Origin of the sequence: Aeromonas sp. HMWF014, from assembly GCF_963878295.1 — a bacterium.
Classification (GTDB): Bacteria; Pseudomonadota; Gammaproteobacteria; order Enterobacterales; family Aeromonadaceae; genus Aeromonas; species Aeromonas popoffii.
The window spans coordinates 1-16677 of sequence record NZ_CAWNYS010000186.1 but is presented as its reverse complement, the minus strand read 5'-3'; the positions used below and the strand labels follow the sequence as shown (position 1 = coordinate 16677).

31 protein-coding genes are annotated in these 16677 nt (G+C 54.0%); 30 read left to right on the top strand and 1 reads right to left on the bottom strand.

What is annotated here, in order from left to right; genetic code table 11:
* Together AAC083_RS07330 and envZ are read left to right on the top strand one after the other, a co-directional pair.
* Positions 1 to 345: winged helix-turn-helix domain-containing protein (locus AAC083_RS07330; RefSeq protein WP_219927871.1), on the top strand; the 345-nt coding region annotated here is incomplete at its 5' end.
* Positions 342 to 1652 carry a two-component system sensor histidine kinase EnvZ gene (gene envZ, locus AAC083_RS07325; RefSeq protein ID WP_181364680.1) on the top strand — a complete coding sequence of 437 codons (1311 nt, stop codon included), beginning with the start codon at positions 342 to 344 and terminating at the stop codon, positions 1650 to 1652. The genes AAC083_RS07330 and envZ, both read left to right, overlap by 4 nt.
* Before the next feature lie 37 nt (positions 1653 to 1689).
* On the opposite strand, the gene AAC083_RS07320 is transcribed toward envZ, so the two are convergent.
* On the bottom strand, positions 1690 to 2604 hold the full coding sequence (locus AAC083_RS07320; protein WP_108536196.1) for a DMT family transporter: 915 nt from the start codon (positions 2602 to 2604) through the stop codon (positions 1690 to 1692).
* 355 nt (positions 2605 to 2959) lie between these two features.
* Between AAC083_RS07320 and rpsJ the strand changes: the two genes are divergently transcribed.
* The 28 genes from rpsJ (at position 2960) to rplQ (ending at position 16578) form a co-directional block, all read left to right on the top strand.
* Positions 2960 to 3271 (top strand): 30S ribosomal protein S10, encoded by a 312-nt coding sequence (rpsJ, locus tag AAC083_RS07315; protein WP_005307944.1) that lies wholly within the window; start codon positions 2960 to 2962, stop codon positions 3269 to 3271.
* A gap of 22 nt (positions 3272 to 3293) precedes the next feature.
* Positions 3294 to 3926, top strand: coding sequence for a 50S ribosomal protein L3 (gene rplC / locus AAC083_RS07310; RefSeq protein WP_042033865.1), 633 nt, complete (start codon positions 3294 to 3296; stop codon positions 3924 to 3926).
* Between the two features lie 17 nt (positions 3927 to 3943).
* Positions 3944 to 4549, top strand: coding sequence for a 50S ribosomal protein L4 (gene rplD, locus AAC083_RS07305; RefSeq protein ID WP_005340616.1), 606 nt, complete (start codon positions 3944 to 3946; stop codon positions 4547 to 4549).
* Entirely contained in the window at positions 4546 to 4848 is a 303-nt protein-coding gene (gene rplW / locus AAC083_RS07300) for a 50S ribosomal protein L23 (RefSeq protein WP_042019359.1), read from the top strand. Before rplD ends, rplW begins: the two co-directional genes overlap by 4 nt.
* 15 nt (positions 4849 to 4863) lie before the next feature.
* A complete protein-coding gene (gene rplB / locus AAC083_RS07295) occupies positions 4864 to 5685 on the top strand; it encodes a 50S ribosomal protein L2 (protein WP_005340614.1) in 822 nt (273 codons plus the stop codon).
* Positions 5686 to 5707: 22 nt separating this feature from the next.
* Positions 5708 to 5986 carry a 30S ribosomal protein S19 gene (gene rpsS, locus AAC083_RS07290; protein WP_005307960.1) on the top strand — a complete coding sequence of 93 codons (279 nt, stop codon included), beginning with the start codon at positions 5708 to 5710 and terminating at the stop codon, positions 5984 to 5986.
* A 10-nt stretch (positions 5987 to 5996) separates the two neighbouring features.
* Positions 5997 to 6341: a 50S ribosomal protein L22 gene (rplV, locus tag AAC083_RS07285; RefSeq protein ID WP_033130007.1), complete on the top strand. Its 345-nt coding sequence runs from the start codon at positions 5997 to 5999 to the stop codon at positions 6339 to 6341.
* A gap of 3 nt (positions 6342 to 6344) precedes the next feature.
* Positions 6345 to 7055: a 30S ribosomal protein S3 gene (gene rpsC, locus AAC083_RS07280; RefSeq protein WP_005890900.1), complete on the top strand. Its 711-nt coding sequence runs from the start codon at positions 6345 to 6347 to the stop codon at positions 7053 to 7055.
* Between the two features lie 13 nt (positions 7056 to 7068).
* Entirely contained in the window at positions 7069 to 7482 is a 414-nt protein-coding gene (gene rplP / locus AAC083_RS07275) for a 50S ribosomal protein L16 (RefSeq protein ID WP_005340612.1), read from the top strand.
* Entirely contained in the window at positions 7482 to 7673 is a 192-nt protein-coding gene (rpmC, locus tag AAC083_RS07270) for a 50S ribosomal protein L29 (RefSeq protein ID WP_005319733.1), read from the top strand. The genes rplP and rpmC overlap by 1 nt, the downstream gene beginning before the upstream one ends.
* Positions 7673 to 7921: a 30S ribosomal protein S17 gene (gene rpsQ, locus AAC083_RS07265; protein WP_005319730.1), complete on the top strand. Its 249-nt coding sequence runs from the start codon at positions 7673 to 7675 to the stop codon at positions 7919 to 7921. The genes rpmC and rpsQ overlap by 1 nt, the downstream gene beginning before the upstream one ends.
* Positions 7922 to 8068: 147 nt before the next feature.
* A complete protein-coding gene (gene rplN / locus AAC083_RS07260; protein WP_005890908.1) occupies positions 8069 to 8437 on the top strand; it encodes a 50S ribosomal protein L14 in 369 nt (122 codons plus the stop codon).
* An 11-nt stretch (positions 8438 to 8448) separates the two neighbouring features.
* A complete protein-coding gene (rplX, locus tag AAC083_RS07255; RefSeq protein ID WP_042033862.1) occupies positions 8449 to 8766 on the top strand; it encodes a 50S ribosomal protein L24 in 318 nt (105 codons plus the stop codon).
* Positions 8767 to 8779: 13 nt separating this feature from the next.
* Positions 8780 to 9319 (top strand): 50S ribosomal protein L5, encoded by a 540-nt coding sequence (gene rplE / locus AAC083_RS07250; protein ID WP_005319725.1) that lies wholly within the window; start codon positions 8780 to 8782, stop codon positions 9317 to 9319.
* A gap of 10 nt (positions 9320 to 9329) precedes the next feature.
* Positions 9330 to 9635, top strand: coding sequence for a 30S ribosomal protein S14 (gene rpsN, locus AAC083_RS07245; protein WP_042033860.1), 306 nt, complete (start codon positions 9330 to 9332; stop codon positions 9633 to 9635).
* A 19-nt stretch (positions 9636 to 9654) separates the two neighbouring features.
* Positions 9655 to 10047, top strand: coding sequence for a 30S ribosomal protein S8 (rpsH, locus tag AAC083_RS07240; RefSeq protein ID WP_005307980.1), 393 nt, complete (start codon positions 9655 to 9657; stop codon positions 10045 to 10047).
* A gap of 13 nt (positions 10048 to 10060) precedes the next feature.
* Entirely contained in the window at positions 10061 to 10594 is a 534-nt protein-coding gene (rplF, locus tag AAC083_RS07235; protein ID WP_005319720.1) for a 50S ribosomal protein L6, read from the top strand.
* A 9-nt stretch (positions 10595 to 10603) separates the two neighbouring features.
* Entirely contained in the window at positions 10604 to 10957 is a 354-nt protein-coding gene (rplR, locus tag AAC083_RS07230; protein ID WP_042033858.1) for a 50S ribosomal protein L18, read from the top strand.
* Positions 10958 to 10971: 14 nt separating this feature from the next.
* Positions 10972 to 11472 (top strand): 30S ribosomal protein S5, encoded by a 501-nt coding sequence (gene rpsE / locus AAC083_RS07225; RefSeq protein WP_005319713.1) that lies wholly within the window; start codon positions 10972 to 10974, stop codon positions 11470 to 11472.
* A gap of 6 nt (positions 11473 to 11478) precedes the next feature.
* A complete protein-coding gene (rpmD, locus tag AAC083_RS07220; protein WP_005307985.1) occupies positions 11479 to 11658 on the top strand; it encodes a 50S ribosomal protein L30 in 180 nt (59 codons plus the stop codon).
* Between the two features lie 2 nt (positions 11659 to 11660).
* Positions 11661 to 12098, top strand: a complete 438-nt coding sequence (gene rplO, locus AAC083_RS07215; protein WP_005319708.1) for a 50S ribosomal protein L15 — start codon at positions 11661 to 11663, stop codon at positions 12096 to 12098.
* A gap of 8 nt (positions 12099 to 12106) precedes the next feature.
* Positions 12107 to 13435 (top strand): preprotein translocase subunit SecY, encoded by a 1329-nt coding sequence (secY, locus tag AAC083_RS07210; protein ID WP_042033856.1) that lies wholly within the window; start codon positions 12107 to 12109, stop codon positions 13433 to 13435.
* A gap of 27 nt (positions 13436 to 13462) precedes the next feature.
* Complete coding sequence (gene rpmJ, locus AAC083_RS07205; protein ID WP_005319705.1) at positions 13463 to 13576, top strand: 50S ribosomal protein L36; 114 nt, start codon at positions 13463 to 13465, stop codon at positions 13574 to 13576.
* Between the two features lie 139 nt (positions 13577 to 13715).
* Positions 13716 to 14072 (top strand): 30S ribosomal protein S13, encoded by a 357-nt coding sequence (gene rpsM, locus AAC083_RS07200; protein WP_005307991.1) that lies wholly within the window; start codon positions 13716 to 13718, stop codon positions 14070 to 14072.
* Positions 14073 to 14086: 14 nt separating this feature from the next.
* On the top strand, positions 14087 to 14476 hold the full coding sequence (rpsK, locus tag AAC083_RS07195) for a 30S ribosomal protein S11 (RefSeq protein WP_005319702.1): 390 nt from the start codon (positions 14087 to 14089) through the stop codon (positions 14474 to 14476).
* A 39-nt stretch (positions 14477 to 14515) separates the two neighbouring features.
* Complete coding sequence (gene rpsD / locus AAC083_RS07190) at positions 14516 to 15136, top strand: 30S ribosomal protein S4 (RefSeq protein ID WP_042033855.1); 621 nt, start codon at positions 14516 to 14518, stop codon at positions 15134 to 15136.
* Between the two features lie 25 nt (positions 15137 to 15161).
* Positions 15162 to 16151: a DNA-directed RNA polymerase subunit alpha gene (locus AAC083_RS07185; RefSeq protein WP_005307997.1), complete on the top strand. Its 990-nt coding sequence runs from the start codon at positions 15162 to 15164 to the stop codon at positions 16149 to 16151.
* 43 nt (positions 16152 to 16194) lie between these two features.
* Positions 16195 to 16578, top strand: a complete 384-nt coding sequence (rplQ, locus tag AAC083_RS07180; protein ID WP_005307999.1) for a 50S ribosomal protein L17 — start codon at positions 16195 to 16197, stop codon at positions 16576 to 16578.
* Positions 16579 to 16677: the final 99 nt, after the last annotated feature.

The following is a 16677-nucleotide window of genomic DNA, read 5'->3' as shown; positions in this document are numbered from 1 at the left end:
GAACTGCCCGGGGCTCCCTCGACCGCCGAGAAGATGGTGACCTTCGGCAACTATCAGCTCAAATTGGCGACGCGTGAACTCAGTCGTGATGGCGAGCCGGTGGCCCTGACCAGTGGCGAATTTGCCGTGCTCAAGGTGCTGGTCAGTCATCCCCGTGAGCCCCTCTCCCGCGACAAGCTGATGAACCTGGCCAGGGGCCGTGAATATACGGCGACCGAGCGCAGCATAGACGTGCAGGTTTCCCGTTTGCGCCGCCTGTTGGAGCAGGATCCGGCCCAACCCCGTTACTTGCAGACCGTCTGGGGTCTGGGTTACGTCTTCGTGCCGGACGGTGATGGCGCATGAAGAAAGTGAGCAGCATGTTTTCCCGCATGCTCTGGTTTCTGGCCGCTGTCCTGGTGGTCTATCAGTTTGTCTCCTATGCCACTTTCTACAACTATCTGCTGGCGCCGACCGTCAAGCAGATCAGCCACCTGTTGGCCAATCAGGTCAAACTCATCTTTCCGGTCGAAAGCAACCAGCTGGCGCTGAGCGAAGATGCCGAGGCGCTGGTCTATGTGGCCACCGGTAGCGACATCTATACCCAGACAGAGGCGGAGCAGCACGGGCTCAATGACTCCAAGCCCTACGCCTATCTGGAAGAGAGCATCAGCCGCGAGCTGGGGGGCAAGACCAAGGTGCGGGTCGAGATCCAGGATCACTACATCATCTGGATCCAGCCGCCCCAGGCCAATCGGGTGTGGGTTCGCATCCCGCTGACCGAGATCGAGGATGACGACATAGAGCCGCTGCTCCTCTACATGAGTGTGTTGCTGGTGGTGACCCTGTTCGCGGCCTGGCGTTTTGCCCGCCAGCTGGTGCGTCCGCTGGAGGATCTGGAGGCCGGTGCCGTGGCCGTGGCCCGTGGCCACTTCCCCGATGCACTGGGGGAGCTGGGCTCGCGGGAGGTTCGCCGATTGACCCGCACCTTCAACCACATGTCGAGCTCGATCAAGGGGTTGATCGAGGAACGCAATCTGATGATGGCCGGGGTCTCCCACGATCTGCGCACCCCGTTGACCCGCATCCGGCTGGCGACCGAAATGATGTCTTCCGGGGATGAGTATCTCAAGGAGAGCATCAATGCGGACATTGACGAGTCCAACGGCATCATAGATCAGTTCATCGACTACATTCGGCCGGACGAGGGGCTGGATACCCAGCAAATCGACCTGACCCAGCTGATCCACGACGTGCTGTTGGTGCAGACCGATCAGGGGCTGGAGGTGGATCTCGAATTGCCGGAAGAGGCGGTGCGTGTGGCCTGCAATCCCATCAGCATCCGGCGCATCCTCAACAACTTGTCTGGTAACTCGTTGCGCTATGGTGCGAGCTGTTTGCAGGCCGAGCTGAAGGATGATGGCCACTGGGTGCGGCTACGGCTGTCAGATAATGGCCCCGGCATTCCGGAGCAGGACTATAACCGGGTGCTCAAGCCGTTTACCCAGGGCAACGAGGCCCGCACCGGCAGTGGCAGCGGCCTGGGGTTGGCCATAGTTGCCAAGATTGTCTCCCAGCACCATGGCACCATACGGCTGGGGCGCTCAGAACTGGGGGGCTTGCTGGTGGAGATCAGGCTACCCAAGAACCAGCCACTGGAGTGGATGGATTGAGAGAAGGGCGTATCCATGGATACGCCCTTTTGCATTGTCAGGCTTGCGGCTCGGCGCTCTTGCGGTAGCGCTTGCCGTATTTGAGCTGCTGGATTAGAAGGGCGGCCACGATCAGCCCAAGCCCTATTGGGGTGGCCGGGTGTATGGTTTCGCCAATGAGCAGGTTGAGCAGCACCAGGGAGGCAAATGGCGAGATGAAGATGAGGTTGCTGATGGGGGCTGTGTTGGTGGCGTGGCGTAGGGCCATCAGCCAGAGCACGAAGCCGAAGCCCATCTCGAACAGGCCCACATAGATGGCGCCGACCCAGCCCTGCCAGGCGGTCATGGCAAAATCGGAGAGCAGCCAGGTCGCCGCGATGATGAAAGGAAGACTGATGATGAAGCCGATCAGCAGACTGACGATGGGGTCCCCCTGATTGCGGGTGTTGAGGATCCAGTAACTGGCCCAGATAAGGGTCGATACCAGCGCCAGCGTCACCCCGAGCGGGCTGTCGAATTGCAGGCCGAGCACATCTCCCCGGGTAGCGATCACCAGGGCGCCGAAGTAGCCCAGTACTATTGCGACCCCGTCGCGGCGGCGCAGCTTCTGGCCGAGAAAGGGAACGGCCAGCAGACTGAGGGTGATGGCCCAGGTGTAGTTGAGGGTCTGCGCCTGCTGCGCGGGCAGCAGGTCATAGGCCTTGAACAGCAACAGGTAATAGAGGAAGGGATTCAATACCCCCAGCGCCAGATAGTAGAAGGGGCGAGCCTTGAGGTAACTCAGCAGCAGCGCCAGCTTGCCCTGTTTGGCTACGATAGCGCCGAGAGTCAGGGTCGAGGTGAAGGCGGCAACAAGCAGCAATTGCACAGGTTCGAAGTAGGCGAGGGAAATCTTGAAGGCGGTGGCAACCGTCGACCAGAGGGCAACGGCGCAGAGTCCATACTGATAGGCTTTCTTTTGATCTTTGAGCATTGGATGTCGTTCCACAGACGGAGGCAGGCGCAGAGTCTACCAGCCTGTTTGTAAGATTGTCGTTACCCCCGATTGGCAGGAAATGGTGTCACCGCCGACGAGATCCATCTGTCACATAAAACTGCGCACAATCTGTTCGTTCTCCCTTGCGAAAATTTGAAAAATCCGTATAATCCCCTCCGCTTACCCATGAGGTAAGCCAGACGATATGTCTGCTGCTGAGTTCCTCGTTTACGAGAGCCAGCCATACAGTCCTCCCGATATGGGGGGAAACGTGAAAAATCACACCTCTGGCGGGATAACTCCCGGTCGGGCGGTGTTGGTTTATGTTCTTTTATCTATTGGAGCTCTGTCAATGCAGAACCAAAGAATCCGTATCCGCCTGAAGGCTTTTGATCATCGCCTGATTGATCAATCCACTGCGGAAATCGTTGAAACTGCAAAGCGCACCGGCGCGCAGGTTCGCGGTCCTATTCCGCTGCCGACTCGCAAAGAGCGCTTCACCGTCCTGATCTCCCCGCACGTCAACAAAGATGCGCGTGATCAGTACGAGATCCGCACTCACAAGCGTCTGGTAGACATCGTTGAGCCGACTGACAAGACCGTGGACGCTCTGATGCGTCTGGATCTGGCAGCCGGTGTAGACGTCCAGATCAGCCTGGGTTAATTACGGAAAGAGGTTGATAACAATGACAATCGGTCTTGTAGGTCGCAAAGTGGGTATGACTCGCATCTTCACTGAAGATGGCGTTTCTATCCCGGTGACTGTTATCGAAGTTGAAGCTAACCGTGTAACTCAGGTCAAATCTGTAGAAACCGACGGCTACAACGCTATTCAGGTTACCACTGGCGCCAAGAAAGCCAGCCGTGTGACCAAGCCGGAAGCTGGCCACTTCGCCAAAGCTGGTGTAGAAGCCGGTCGCGGTCTGTGGGAATTCCGCCTGAACAACGGTGAAGCTTTCACTGTTGGTAGCGAGCTGAAAGTAGATCTTCTCGCTGACGTTAAGCTGGTAGACGTTACTGGCACATCCAAGGGTAAAGGTTTTGCTGGTACTGTTAAGCGCCACAACTTCCGCACCCAGGATATGACCCACGGTAACTCCTTGTCTCACCGCGCTCCGGGTTCTATCGGTCAGAACCAGACTCCGGGTCGTGTATTCAAGGGCAAAAAGATGGCTGGTCACATGGGTGCTGAGCGTGTAACGACTCAGAACCTGGAACTGGTTCGTGTTGACGCTGAACGTAACCTGCTGCTCATCAAAGGTGCAGTCCCAGGTGCAACCAACGGCAACGTGATCGTCAAACCTGCCGTCAAAGCGTAACGTCTGAGGAGATAGTAATGGAATTGGTAATGAAAGACGCCAAGAGCGCTCTTGAAGTTTCCGAGACTACCTTCGGGCGCGAATTCAACGAAGCTCTGGTTCACCAGGTCGTCGTTGCATATGCCGCAGGTGCCCGTCAGGGTACTCGCGCGCAGCTGACTCGCTCTGAAGTGTCTGGTGGCGGCAAAAAGCCGTGGCGTCAGAAGGGTACTGGTCGTGCCCGTGCTGGCTCCATCCGTTCGCCCATTTGGCGTTCCGGTGGTGTGACTTTTGCTGCTAAGCCGCAAGATCACAGCCAAAAAGTAAACAAGAAGATGTACCGCGGCGCTATCCGTAGCATCCTGTCCGAACTGGTACGTCAAGAGCGCCTGATCGTTGTCGAGAAATTCGGCATCGAAGCGCCGAAGACCAAAGAACTGATCGCCAAGCTGAAAGAGATGGAACTGACTGACGTTCTGATCGTGACAGCTGAAGTCGATGAGAACCTGTTCCTGGCTGCTCGCAACCTGTACAAAGTTGACGTGCGTGATGTTGCCGGTATCGACCCGGTCAGCCTGATCGCTTTCGACAAGGTTCTGATGACTGCTGATGCAGTTAAGCAAATCGAGGAGATGCTGGCATGATCCGCGAAGAGCGTCTGTTGAAAGTTCTGAAGGCTCCGCATATCTCTGAAAAGAGCACCATGGTCGCCGAGAAGCAGAACACTATCGTGTTCAAAATTGCTGTCGACGCCACCAAGGCGGAAGTCAAAGCTGCAGTTGCGAAACTGTTCGAGGTCGAAGTTGAGACCGTCCGTACCCTGAACATGAAGGGTAAAACCAAGCGCGCAGGTGCACGCGTAGGCCGTCGTTCCGATTGGAAAAAGGCTTATGTGACCCTGAAAGCTGGTCAGGACATCGACTTCATGGGCGCAGCCGAGTAAGAGGAGTTCTGAAAAATGGCAATCGTTAAGTGCAAGCCTACTTCTCCGGGCCGCCGCCACGTCGTTAAGATCGTCAATCAAGAGCTGTACAAGGGTAAGCCCTTTGCCGCTCTGCTGGACAGCAAGAGCAAGTCCGGTGGTCGTAACAACAACGGTCGTATCACTACCCGTCATATCGGTGGTGGTCACAAGCAGCATTACCGTATCGTCGACTTCAAGCGCGACAAAGACGGTATCCCGGCCAAAGTAGAGCGCCTGGAATACGATCCTAACCGTACCGCTAACATCGCTCTGGTGTTGTATGCAGACGGTGAGCGTCGTTACATCCTGGCTCCGAAAGGTCTGAAAGCTGGTGACGCTATCGCTTCTGGTGCTGATGCCGCAATCAAGGTAGGTAACGCCCTGCCGATGCGCAACATCCCGGTCGGTTCGACTGTTCACGCCGTTGAGATGAAACCTGGTAAAGGTGCCCAGCTGGCTCGTTCCGCTGGTACTTTCATCCAGATCCTGGCTCGTGAAGGTAACTATGTAACTCTGCGTCTGCGTTCCGGCGAAGTACGTAAAGTTCTGGCCGAGTGCCGCGCCACCATCGGTGAAGTCGGTAACTCCGAGCACATGTTGCGTCAACTGGGTAAAGCCGGTGCCAACCGCTGGCGTGGTATTCGTCCGACCGTTCGCGGTATGGCGATGAACCCGGTCGACCACCCGCACGGTGGTGGTGAGGGTCGTAACAAGGGCATGCAGCCTGTGTCCCCATGGGGCCAGAAGGCTAAAGGCTTCAAGACCCGTAAGAACAAGCGTACCGACAAGTACATCGTACGTCGTCGTAACAAGTAATTGTTAACATAGAGGAATCACCATGCCACGTTCTCTCAAGAAGGGTCCATTTATTGACCTGCACTTGCTGAAGAAGGTAGAGAAAGCGGTGGAAAGCGGGGATAAAAAGCCGGTTAAGACCTGGTCCCGTCGTTCAATGATCATCCCGAACATGATCGGTTTGACCATCGCTGTCCATAATGGTCGTCAGCACGTTCCGGTTTTCGTTACCGAAGAAATGATCGGTCACAAACTGGGTGAATTCGCACCGACTCGTACTTATCGCGGCCATGCTGCTGATAAGAAGGCTAAGAAGCGCTAAGGGATAAATGATGGAAGCTATCGCTAAACACCGTTATGCCCGTACTTCTGCCCAGAAAGCTCGTCTGGTAGCCGATCAAGTACGTGGTCTGTCCGTAGACAAGGCTCTGAATCTCCTGACCTTCAGCCCGAAAAAGGCTGCTGTGCTGGTTAAGAAAGTGCTGGAATCTGCCATTGCAAACGCTGAGCACAACGAAGGCGCCGACATCGACGCCCTGCGTGTTGCTACTATCATGGTCGACGAAGGTCCCTCCATGAAGCGCATCCGTCCGCGTGCCAAAGGTCGTGCGGATCGTATCCTCAAGCGTACCGCTCACATCACTGTAGTGGTATCCGACGCTAAGGCTGGGAGATAAGCAATGGGTCAGAAAGTACATCCTAATGGCATTCGCCTGGGTATTACCAAGCCTTGGAATTCTACCTGGTTCGCGAACACCAAAGACTTCGCTGACAACCTGTACAGCGATTTTCAAGTACGCCAGTTCTTGACCAAGGAACTGAAAAATGCGTCCTTGTCCAAGATCACCATCGAGCGTCCGGCCAAGAGCATCCGTGTGACCATTCACACCGCTCGTCCGGGTGTTGTGATCGGTAAGAAAGGCGAAGACGTTGAGAAACTGCGCAAAGCTGTAGCCGCGATTGCCGGTGTGCCTGCTCAGATCAACATTTCCGAAGTCCGTAAGCCGGAGCTGGATGGCAAGCTTGTTGCCGACAGCATCACTTCCCAGCTGGAACGTCGCGTTATGTTCCGTCGTGCTATGAAGCGCGCCGTACAAAACGCAATGCGCCTGGGTGCCAAGGGCATCAAAGTGGAAGTGTCTGGTCGTCTGGGCGGTGCTGAAATCGCGCGTACCGAATGGTACCGTGAAGGTCGTGTGCCTTTGCACACCCTGCGTGCCGACATCGACTACGCAACTTCTGAAGCCCACACCACTTACGGTGTGATCGGCGTTAAAGTTTGGATCTTCAAGGGCGAAGTTCTGGGTGGTCTGGCTGCAGTTAATGCTGCCGCTGCTCAAGAGCAAGCTCCTGCAAAGCCCAAGCGCGATAACAAACGCCGCGGTAAGTAAGGAGATTCGGTAAATGTTGCAACCTAAGCGTACTAAATTCCGCAAGACCCACAAGGGTCGTAACCGCGGTCTGGCCACCTCTGGTAACGAAGTATCCTTCGGTACCTTTGGCCTGAAGGCGACATCTCGTGGCCAACTGACTGCTCGTCAAATCGAAGCAGCCCGTCGTGCCATGACCCGTCACGTTAAGCGTCAAGGTAAGATCTGGATCCGCGTATTCCCGGACAAGCCCATCACCGAAAAGCCCCTCGAAGTTCGTATGGGTAAAGGTAAGGGTAACGTGGAATATTGGGTTTGCCCGATCCAGCCTGGCAAGGTTCTGTACGAGATGGACGGTGTACCTGAGGCTCTGGCGCGTGAAGCGTTTGCCCTGGCCGCAGCTAAGCTGTCTGTTCAGACCACTTTCGTAATTAAGACGGTGATGTGATGAAAGCCCAAGATCTGCGTCAAAAGAGCGTCGATGAACTGAACCAGGAGCTGCTGGGCCTGCTGCGTGAGCAATTCAACATGCGCATGCAAGCGTCCACCGGCCAGCTGGCTCAGACTCACACTCTGAAACAAGTGCGTCGTGACGTCGCACGTATCAAGACTGTACTGACTGAGAAGGCAGGTGCGTAATGACTGACAAGATCCGTACTCTGCAAGGTCGTGTAATCAGCGACAAGATGGAGAAATCCATCACTGTTGCTATCGAGCGCAAGGTAAAGCACCCGATCTACGGTAAGATCATCAAGCGCACTACCAAGCTGCACGTACATGATGAGAACAACGAGTGTAAAGCTGGCGATCTCGTGGAAATCCGCGAGTGCCGCCCGCTGTCCAAGACCAAGTCCTGGACCCTGGTTGCAATCTTAGAAAAGGCCTAATCGGTACTTTTTAGCCCAAACGGCCCCTTAGCGGGGCCGTTTGTTTTTTAGGCTACCTTTTCTAAAAATCCTGTGTTATAGTTTCGCGCCTTTTGAAGGCAGCCAGATCCCGAGAGGGATAAGAAGTAAACAAAGCGGAGCACTAAAATGATCCAGATGCAAAGTATGCTGGGCGTAGCCGACAACTCCGGCGCTCGCAGTGTAATGTGTATTAAGGTTCTGGGTGGCTCGCACCGCCGTTACGCCGGCATCGGCGACATCATCAAAGTTTCCATCAAGGAAGCCATTCCTCGCGGTAAAGTGAAGAAAGGTGATGTATATAATGCGGTGGTCGTACGCACCCGTAAAGGCGTTCGTCGTCCGGACGGCTCAGTCATCCGTTTCGACAACAATGCGGCTGTTTTGCTTAACGGCAACCAACAGCCAATCGGTACTCGTATTTTTGGCCCGGTGACCCGTGAACTGCGTAATGAGAAGTTCATGAAGATTGTGTCCCTGGCACCCGAAGTACTGTAAGGAGTCGAACGATGGCAGCTAAAATCCGTCGCGAAGACGAAGTGATTGTTCTTACCGGCAAAGACAAGGGCAAGCGTGGCAAAGTCACTCAAGTCCTGGTAAGCGAAGGTAAGGTATACGTTGAAGGCATCAACTTGGTGAAGAAACACCAAAAGCCGGTACCCGCACTGGGTCAGGCTGGCGGTATCATCAGCAAAGAAGCCCCAATGGACGTTTCTAACGTAGCGCTGTTCAACTCTGCCGCTGGCAAGGCTGATCGCGTTGGTTTCCGGATTGAAGACGGCAAAAAAGTTCGTTTCTTCAAATCCACCGGCGAACTTGTGAAGTAATTGGAGTTTAACGATGGCGAAACTGCATGATTACTACAAATCCGATGTAGTAAATGAACTGGCCAAACAGTTCGGTTACAAGACTATCATGCAAGTCCCTCGGATCGAGAAAATCACCCTGAACATGGGTGTTGGTGAAGCTATCTCTGACAAAAAGCTGTTGGAAAATGCCGCTGCCGATATGGCTGCCATTTCCGGTCAGAAGCCGCTGATCACCAAAGCTCGCAAATCTGTTGCGGGCTTCAAGATTCGTGAAGGCTACCCGATAGGTTGTAAAGTAACCCTGCGTGGCGAGCGTATGTGGGAGTTCCTGGAACGGCTGATTTGCATCTCCGTACCGCGTATCCGTGACTTCCGTGGCCTGAATGCTAAAGCGTTCGACGGTCGTGGTAACTACTCCATGGGCGTGCGTGAGCAAATCATCTTCCCGGAAATCGACTATGACAAAGTCGATCGCGTTCGTGGTCTGGATATCACCATCACCACTTCCGCGAATACCGATGAAGAAGGCCGTGCTCTGCTGGCTGCCTTTAACTTCCCATTCCGCAAGTAAGGTTAGGGTTATGGCTAAAACATCCATGAAAGCACGTGAAGCAAAGCGTGCGAAGCTGGTAGCCAAGTTCGCCACTAAGCGAACCGAGCTGAAAGCTATCATCGTTGATATGAACGCTTCTGAAGAAGCGCGTTGGGATGCTGTCTTGCAACTGCAACAGCTGCCCCGTGATTCCAGTCCGTCCCGCCAGCGTAACCGTTGCAATATTACTGGTCGTCCGCACGGTTTCCTGCGCAAGTTTGGCCTGTCTCGCATCAAGGTGCGTGAGCATGCCATGAAGGGCGAAATTCCAGGCCTCACAAAGGCCTCTTGGTAAGAATCTCGGGAGTTAGACTATGAGCATGCAAGATCCGATCGCGGACATGCTGACCCGCATCCGTAACGGTCAGGCGGCGAGCAAAGTTGCGGTTTCCATGCCTTCTTCCAAGCTGAAAGTGGCAATCGCCAAAGTGCTGAAAGAAGAAGGTTACATCGCTGGCTACTCTGTAGCGGGTGATGTGAAGCCGGAACTGGAAATTGAATTGAAATATTTCCAGGGCAAACCGGTTGTAGAACTGATCCAACGCGTGAGCCGTCCCGGCCTGCGTATTTACAAGCGCACTACTGATCTGCCGAAAGTTATGGGCGGTCTCGGTGTTGCTATCGTGTCCACGTCTAAAGGTGTGATGACCGACCGTGCTGCCCGCAAGGCAAGCATGGGCGGTGAGATCATCTGCTACGTCGCTTAATAGGAGGTCGGAAATGTCTCGCGTTGCTAAGGCACCCGTCACTATTCCTGCTGGCGTAGAGGTGACTCTGAACGGTCAGGAACTGTCCATCAAAGGTGGTAAAGGTTCTCTGGTTCGTTCCATCCACGCCGGTGTAGAAGTGACCAAAGAAGACAATGTACTGAAGTTCGCCCCGCGCGACGGCATCGCTGGTGCTGACGCTCAGGCCGGTACTGCACGTGCATTGGCTAACAACATGGTAATCGGTGTTACCCAAGGCTTCGAGCGTAAGCTGCAGCTGGTTGGTGTAGGTTACAAAGCCTCCATCAAGGGCAATGCTGTCGCGCTGGCCCTGGGCTTCTCTCACCCGGTAGAGCATGCGCTGCCGGCTGGTGTCACCGCTGAATGCCCGACCGCTACAGAGATCGTTCTGCGTGGTGTGGACAAGCAGCTGGTTGGCCAAGTCGCCGCCGATATCCGTTCTTACCGCGCTCCGGAGCCCTACAAGGGCAAGGGTGTACGCTATGCCAACGAGCAAGTGCGTACTAAAGAAGCTAAGAAGAAGTAAGGTAACACTATGGACAAGAAAGCAGCTCGTCTCCGTCGTGCTACTCGTGCTCGGAAGAAGATGCAGGAACTGGGAGCTACCCGTCTGGTTGTTCACCGTACCCCGCGTCATATCTACGCGCAGGTTATCGCAGCCAACGGTTCCGAAGTTCTGGCCTCTGCTTCTACAGTAGAGAAAGCCATCAGTGAAGGGCTCAAACACTCCGGTAATGCTGATGCAGCTACCGCAGTGGGTAAAGCAATCGCTGAGCGTGCTATTGCCAAAGGCGTTCAGAACGTATCTTTCGATCGTTCCGGTTTCAAGTATCACGGTCGTGTAGCCGCTCTGGCTACCGCTGCTCGTGACGCTGGTCTTCAGTTCTAAGCTAGGAGTCGAAGATGGCTAAAGTCGAATCTCAAGCCGGCGAACTGCAAGAAAAGCTGATTGCAGTAAACCGTGTTTCGAAAACTGTTAAAGGTGGTCGTATCATGTCCTTCACCGCGTTGACCGTGGTGGGTGATGGTAACGGCCGTGTAGGTTACGGTTACGGTAAGGCCCGTGAAGTTCCGGCCGCTATTCAAAAAGCGATGGAACAGGCTAAACGTAACCTGAGCAAGGTAGAACTGAACAATGGCACCCTGCACCACCCGGTGCGTGGCGTTCACTCCGGTTCCTCCGTGTTCATGAAGCCGGCCTCACAAGGTACTGGTATCATTGCAGGCGGCGCCATGCGTGCTGTTCTGGAAGTTGCTGGTATCCACAACGTGCTGGCCAAGACCTACGGTTCCACCAACCCAATCAACGTTGTTCGCGCAACTGTAGACGCTCTGGTACAGGGTCAATCCCCGGCCCAGATCGCTGCCAAGCGTGGTCTGCGCGTTGAAGAAATTCTGGGGTAATGCGACATGGCTAACACTGTAAAAGTAACTCAAACTCGCAGCTCTATCGGCCGTCTGCCAAAGCACAAGGCGACTCTGCGTGGTCTGGGTCTGCGTCGCATTGGTCACACCGTTGAGCTGGAAGATACTCCCTGCGTACGCGGTATGATCAACCAGGTTTATTACATGGTTAAGGTGGAGGGCTAAGCATGCGTCTGAATACTCTGTCTCCGGCCGCTGGTTCCAAGCCTGAAAAACAACGTCGTGGCCGTGGTATCGGCTCCGGCTTGGGCAAGACTGGTGGTCGTGGTGTGAAAGGTCAAACCTCTCGTTCCGGTGGCGGTAAAGTCCGCGCTGGTTTCGAAGGCGGCCAGATGCCTTTGAAAATCCGTCTGCCGAAGTTCGGTTTCTTCTCTCGCAAATCTTTGGTATCTGCCGAAGTGCGTCTGAACGAAATCGCCATGGTAGAAGGTGATGTGGTCGATCTGAGCACTCTGAAGCAAGCCGGTGTTGTTACTAAGAACATCGTTTTCGCTAAAGTTGTTCTGTCTGGCAACATTGACCGTGCTGTGACCGTTCGTGGTGTGTCCGTCACCAAAGGTGCACGTGCAGCCATCGAGGCCGCTGGCGGTAAAATCGAGGAATAATCAGTACAATGGCTAAGAAACCAGGATTGGATGTTAAAGCACAGGGTGGTCTGAGTGAACTGAAGAGCCGTCTGCTCTTCGTTCTCGGGGCGATTATCGTTTTCCGTGCAGGCTCTTATGTGCCGATTCCTGGTATTGACGCCGCCGTACTGGCCGAGTTGTTCCAACAACAGAAGGGCACCATCATTGAGATGTTTAACATGTTCAGTGGTGGTGCACTCTCGCGTGCTTCTATTCTTGCGCTGGGGATCATGCCGTACATTTCGGCATCGATCATTATCCAGCTACTGACTGTGGTTCACCCCGCTCTTGCTGAACTCAAGAAAGAAGGTGAATCCGGCCGTCGCAAGATTAGCCAATATACCCGTTGGGGCACGCTGGTTTTGGGAACTTTCCAGGCCATTGGTATTGCAACCGGTCTGCCGAATATGATGCAGGGACTCGTGACTCATCCGGGTTTGGGCTTCTATTTCACGGCCGTTGTGAGTCTGGTCACCGGTACCATGTTTTTGATGTGGTTGGGTGAACAGATTACCGAGCGTGGGATCGGTAATGGTATCTCGTTGATTATTTTCACGGGTATCGTTGCTGGTTTGCCGCATGCCATTGGTGCTACGGCCGAACAGGCACGTCAAGGGGAATTGCACATCCTGCTGTTGTTGTTGCTGGGCTTGATTGTTTTCGCAGTGACTTACTTTGTGGTGTTCGTGGAACGTGGTCAGCGTCGTATCGTCGTTAACTACGCCAAGCGTCAACAAGGCCGCCAGGTATTTGCCGCGCAAAGCACACACCTGCCGTTGAAAGTGAATATGGCCGGTGTGATTCCTGCGATTTTCGCATCCAGCATCATCCTTTTCCCAGGGACCATTACCTCTTGGTTTGGTCAGGGCGACGGCAAGATCGCTGATATCCTGCAACAGGTCTCTATGGTCCTGCAGCCGGGTCAGCCCTTGTATGAGATGTTGTATGCAGCAGCCATTATCTTCTTCTGTTTCTTCTATACCGCGCTGGTGTTCAACCCCCGCGAGACAGCAGACAACCTGAAGAAGAGTGGAGCCTTTATCCCGGGGATCCGCCCGGGCGAGCAGACAGCACGTTACATCGATAAGGTTATGACTCGCCTGACATTGGCAGGTGCGCTCTATATAACCTTTATCTGTCTGGTACCCCAGTTCTTGATGACTGCTTGGAACGTACAGTTCTACTTCGGTGGCACTTCGCTGCTGATTATCGTGGTAGTTATCATGGACTTCATGGCTCAGGTACAAACCCATATGATGTCTCATCAATATGGCGACGTCCTGAGGAAGGCCAACCTGAAGGGCTACGGCCGCTAAAGGTCGGCGTAGTTACGGAGTTAAGCAATGAAAGTTCGTGCTTCCGTTAAGGCAATCTGCCGTAACTGCAAAATCATCAAGCGTCACGGTGTGGTGCGTGTGATTTGCAGCGAGCCAAAGCATAAACAGCGCCAAGGCTAATTTTTTACGGTTAGTACTTGCAACAAATAGTTGTGCTGGCTAATATAGCCAGCCAACTTTTGTTGTGTATTGGTTGACCGCCACGTATCCGCTCACGGGCTTTGTGGTGGTCGTAATCTACTATATGTAGGAGTGAATAGTGGCCCGTATCGCTGGCATTAACATTCCTGACCATAAGCATGCAGTCATTGCGTTGACTGCGATTTATGGCGTCGGTCGTACCCGCTCCAAGGCCATCTGTGCCGCAGCCGGTATCGCTGAGAATGTGAAAATTAAAGACCTGGACGAAGCTCAGATTGAGAGTCTGCGTGAACAAGTAGGTAAATTCACCGTTGAAGGTGACCTGCGTCGTCAGATTTCCATGAACATCAAGCGATTGATGGATCTGGGTTGCTACCGTGGTTTGCGTCACCGTCGTAGCCTGCCTGTTCGTGGTCAACGTACCAAGACCAACGCTCGTACCCGTAAGGGTCCGCGCAAGGCTATCAAGAAGTAACGGGAAGGTAGAAAATGGCTAAAACTCCGACTCGTGCTCGCAAGCGCGTTAAAAAGCAAGTGAGCGACGGTATTGCGCACGTTCATGCATCTTTCAACAACACAATCGTGACCATTACTGACCGTCAGGGCAATGCTCTGTCATGGGCTACCTCCGGTGGTTCAGGTTTCCGTGGTTCCCGTAAGTCCACTCCGTTTGCTGCCCAGGTAGCTGCTGAGCGTGCTGGTGAGATCGCCAAAGAATACGGCGTGAAGAACCTGGAAGTCATGGTCAAAGGTCCGGGTCCCGGTCGTGAGTCTTCCATCCGCGCTCTGAACGCGGCTGGTTTCCGCATCACTAATATTACTGATGTGACTCCGATCCCGCACAACGGTTGTCGTCCTCCCAAGAAGCGCCGCGTATAACGCTGTAGCTACTTGGTCTAGGATTGTTGGAGAAAGAAGATGGCAAGATATATCGGTCCTAAGCTTAAGCTTAGCCGTCGTGAGGGCACCGACCTCTTCCTGAAGTCTGGTGTTCGTGCGATTGATTCTAAGTGCAAGATTGACACCGCCCCTGGTCAGCACGGTGCGCGTAAAGCGCGTCTGTCCGACTACGGTGTTCAGCTGCGCGAGAAACAAAAAGTTCGTCGTATCTACGGCGTATTGGAAAAACAGTTCCGCAACTACTACCGCGACGCTGCCCGTCAAAAGGGTAACACCGGTGAAAACCTGTTGCAGCTGCTGGAAGGTCGTTTGGACAACGTTGTTTACCGTATGGGCTTCGGCGCCACCCGTGCTGAATCTCGTCAGCTGGTGAGCCACAAAGCCATCATGGTAAACGGTCGCGTTGTGAACATTCCTTCTTTCCAGGTTTCCCCTGAGGACGTGATCTGCATTCGTGAGAAGGCTAAGAAGCAAGCGCGTATCAAAGCTTCCCTGGAAGTTGCTGGTCAGCGTGAGAAGCCGACTTGGGTAGAGGTTGATGCCGCTAAAATGGAAGGTGCTTTCAAGCGTCTGCCAGAGCGTTCCGACCTGTCTGCCGACATTAACGAACAGCTGATCGTCGAGCTTTACTCCAAGTAAAGCTAGCTTCTAAAGAGAGGACACAATGCTGGGTTCTGTAACAGATTTTCTTAAACCGCGGCTAGTTGACATCGAGCAAGTTAGCCCGACTCATGCGAAAGTGACTCTTGAGCCACTTGAGCGTGGCTTTGGTCACACGCTGGGCAATGCTCTGCGTCGTATTTTGCTGTCATCTATGCCCGGTTGTGCAGTTACTGAAGTCGAAATTGACGGGGTACTGCATGAGTACAGCAGCAAAGAAGGTGTACAGGAAGACATTCTTGAAATCCTGCTCAACCTGAAAGGTATCGCTGTAAAGCTGGAAGGCAAGGACGAGGTAACTCTGTCCCTGACCAAGTCTGGAACAGGCCCCGTTACCGCTGGTGATATCACTCACGGTGATGAAGTCGAGATCGTAAACCCGGAGCACGTAATCTGCCACCTGACTGGTGCCAATGCTGAAATCAGCATGCGCCTGAAAGTTCAGCGCGGTCGTGGTTATGTGCCTGCTTCTGCTCGTGTTCACAACGATGATGAAGAGCGTCCGATTGGTCGCCTGCTGCTGGACTCCGCGTTCAGCCCCATCGTTCGTATTGCCTACAATGTTGAGGCAGCACGTGTGGAACAGCGTACCGACTTGGACAAGCTGGTCATCGACATGGAGACCAATGGTACTCTGGATCCTGAAGAAGCCATCCGTCGTTCAGCCACTATTCTGGCCGAACAACTGGAAGCTTTCGTGGATCTGCGCGATGTCAGCGTGCCCGAGAAGAAAGAAGAGAAACCCGAGTTTGATCCGATTCTGCTGCGTCCTGTCGATGATTTGGAGCTGACAGTTCGTTCTGCGAACTGTCTGAAGGCAGAAGCTATCCACTATATTGGTGATCTGGTACAGCGTACCGAAGTTGAGTTGCTTAAGACTCCTAACCTCGGTAAGAAGTCCCTGACTGAGATCAAGGACGTGTTGGCCTCCCGTGGTCTGTCTCTTGGCATGCGCCTCGAGAATTGGCCGCCCGCCAGCATCGCTGACGAGTAATCCAGATTACGGGTTTCACAGATTTAGTTAGAAGGATAAGGTCATGCGCCATCGTTTGAGTGGTCGTCAACTGAACCGGAACAGCAGCCATCGTCAGGCTATGTTCCGCAACATGGCCAGCTCCCTGGTTCGTCATGAGATCATCAAGACGACTCTGCCTAAGGCAAAAGAGCTGCGTCGTGTAGTTGAACCGCTGATCACCCTTGCCAAGACTGATAGCGTTGCTAATCGTCGCCTGGCATTTGCCCGTACTCGCGATAACGCGATCGTGGCTAAGCTGTTCAATGAACTGGGCCCGCGCTACCTGGAGCGCGCCGGCGGTTATACTCGCATTCTGAAATGCGGTTTCCGTGCAGGCGACAACGCCCCTATGGCTTACATTGAGCTGGTAGACCGCCCGGCCGCTGCTGAAGCAGCTGCTGAGTGATAAAGAAAAAGCCGGGCTTGTCCCGGCTTTTCTTTTAATGAATTCTGATACTGCCTTAACTGCCTTAACTGCCTTAACTGCCTTAACTGCCTTAACTGC

What these genes read in the sequence shown, in the direction of transcription:
- rpmD (WP_005307985.1), top strand. Translation starts at nt 11,479, where the DNA reads ATGGCTAACACTGTAAAAGTAACTCAAACTCGCAGCTCTATCGGCCGT.
- rpsS (WP_005307960.1), top strand. Translation starts at nt 5,708, where the DNA reads ATGCCACGTTCTCTCAAGAAGGGTCCATTTATTGACCTGCACTTGCTG.
- rplX (WP_042033862.1), top strand. Translation starts at nt 8,449, where the DNA reads ATGGCAGCTAAAATCCGTCGCGAAGACGAAGTGATTGTTCTTACCGGC.
- rplR (WP_042033858.1), top strand. Translation starts at nt 10,604, where the DNA reads ATGGACAAGAAAGCAGCTCGTCTCCGTCGTGCTACTCGTGCTCGGAAG.
- envZ (WP_181364680.1), top strand. Translation starts at nt 342, where the DNA reads ATGAAGAAAGTGAGCAGCATGTTTTCCCGCATGCTCTGGTTTCTGGCC.
- rplF (WP_005319720.1), top strand. Translation starts at nt 10,061, where the DNA reads ATGTCTCGCGTTGCTAAGGCACCCGTCACTATTCCTGCTGGCGTAGAG.
- rpsD (WP_042033855.1), top strand. Translation starts at nt 14,516, where the DNA reads ATGGCAAGATATATCGGTCCTAAGCTTAAGCTTAGCCGTCGTGAGGGC.
- rpmC (WP_005319733.1), top strand. Translation starts at nt 7,482, where the DNA reads ATGAAAGCCCAAGATCTGCGTCAAAAGAGCGTCGATGAACTGAACCAG.
- rpsN (WP_042033860.1), top strand. Translation starts at nt 9,330, where the DNA reads ATGGCTAAAACATCCATGAAAGCACGTGAAGCAAAGCGTGCGAAGCTG.
- rpsQ (WP_005319730.1), top strand. Translation starts at nt 7,673, where the DNA reads ATGACTGACAAGATCCGTACTCTGCAAGGTCGTGTAATCAGCGACAAG.
- rplD (WP_005340616.1), top strand. Translation starts at nt 3,944, where the DNA reads ATGGAATTGGTAATGAAAGACGCCAAGAGCGCTCTTGAAGTTTCCGAG.
- rplC (WP_042033865.1), top strand. Translation starts at nt 3,294, where the DNA reads ATGACAATCGGTCTTGTAGGTCGCAAAGTGGGTATGACTCGCATCTTC.
- rplN (WP_005890908.1), top strand. Translation starts at nt 8,069, where the DNA reads ATGATCCAGATGCAAAGTATGCTGGGCGTAGCCGACAACTCCGGCGCT.
- rplW (WP_042019359.1), top strand. Translation starts at nt 4,546, where the DNA reads ATGATCCGCGAAGAGCGTCTGTTGAAAGTTCTGAAGGCTCCGCATATC.
- secY (WP_042033856.1), top strand. Translation starts at nt 12,107, where the DNA reads ATGGCTAAGAAACCAGGATTGGATGTTAAAGCACAGGGTGGTCTGAGT.
- AAC083_RS07185 (WP_005307997.1), top strand. Translation starts at nt 15,162, where the DNA reads ATGCTGGGTTCTGTAACAGATTTTCTTAAACCGCGGCTAGTTGACATC.
- rplB (WP_005340614.1), top strand. Translation starts at nt 4,864, where the DNA reads ATGGCAATCGTTAAGTGCAAGCCTACTTCTCCGGGCCGCCGCCACGTC.
- rplE (WP_005319725.1), top strand. Translation starts at nt 8,780, where the DNA reads ATGGCGAAACTGCATGATTACTACAAATCCGATGTAGTAAATGAACTG.
- rpsC (WP_005890900.1), top strand. Translation starts at nt 6,345, where the DNA reads ATGGGTCAGAAAGTACATCCTAATGGCATTCGCCTGGGTATTACCAAG.
- rplO (WP_005319708.1), top strand. Translation starts at nt 11,661, where the DNA reads ATGCGTCTGAATACTCTGTCTCCGGCCGCTGGTTCCAAGCCTGAAAAA.
- rplQ (WP_005307999.1), top strand. Translation starts at nt 16,195, where the DNA reads ATGCGCCATCGTTTGAGTGGTCGTCAACTGAACCGGAACAGCAGCCAT.
- rpsK (WP_005319702.1), top strand. Translation starts at nt 14,087, where the DNA reads ATGGCTAAAACTCCGACTCGTGCTCGCAAGCGCGTTAAAAAGCAAGTG.
- rpsE (WP_005319713.1), top strand. Translation starts at nt 10,972, where the DNA reads ATGGCTAAAGTCGAATCTCAAGCCGGCGAACTGCAAGAAAAGCTGATT.
- rpmJ (WP_005319705.1), top strand. Translation starts at nt 13,463, where the DNA reads ATGAAAGTTCGTGCTTCCGTTAAGGCAATCTGCCGTAACTGCAAAATC.
- rplV (WP_033130007.1), top strand. Translation starts at nt 5,997, where the DNA reads ATGGAAGCTATCGCTAAACACCGTTATGCCCGTACTTCTGCCCAGAAA.
- rplP (WP_005340612.1), top strand. Translation starts at nt 7,069, where the DNA reads ATGTTGCAACCTAAGCGTACTAAATTCCGCAAGACCCACAAGGGTCGT.
- rpsJ (WP_005307944.1), top strand. Translation starts at nt 2,960, where the DNA reads ATGCAGAACCAAAGAATCCGTATCCGCCTGAAGGCTTTTGATCATCGC.
- rpsH (WP_005307980.1), top strand. Translation starts at nt 9,655, where the DNA reads ATGAGCATGCAAGATCCGATCGCGGACATGCTGACCCGCATCCGTAAC.
- AAC083_RS07320 (WP_108536196.1), bottom strand. Translation starts at nt 2,604, where the DNA reads ATGCTCAAAGATCAAAAGAAAGCCTATCAGTATGGACTCTGCGCCGTT.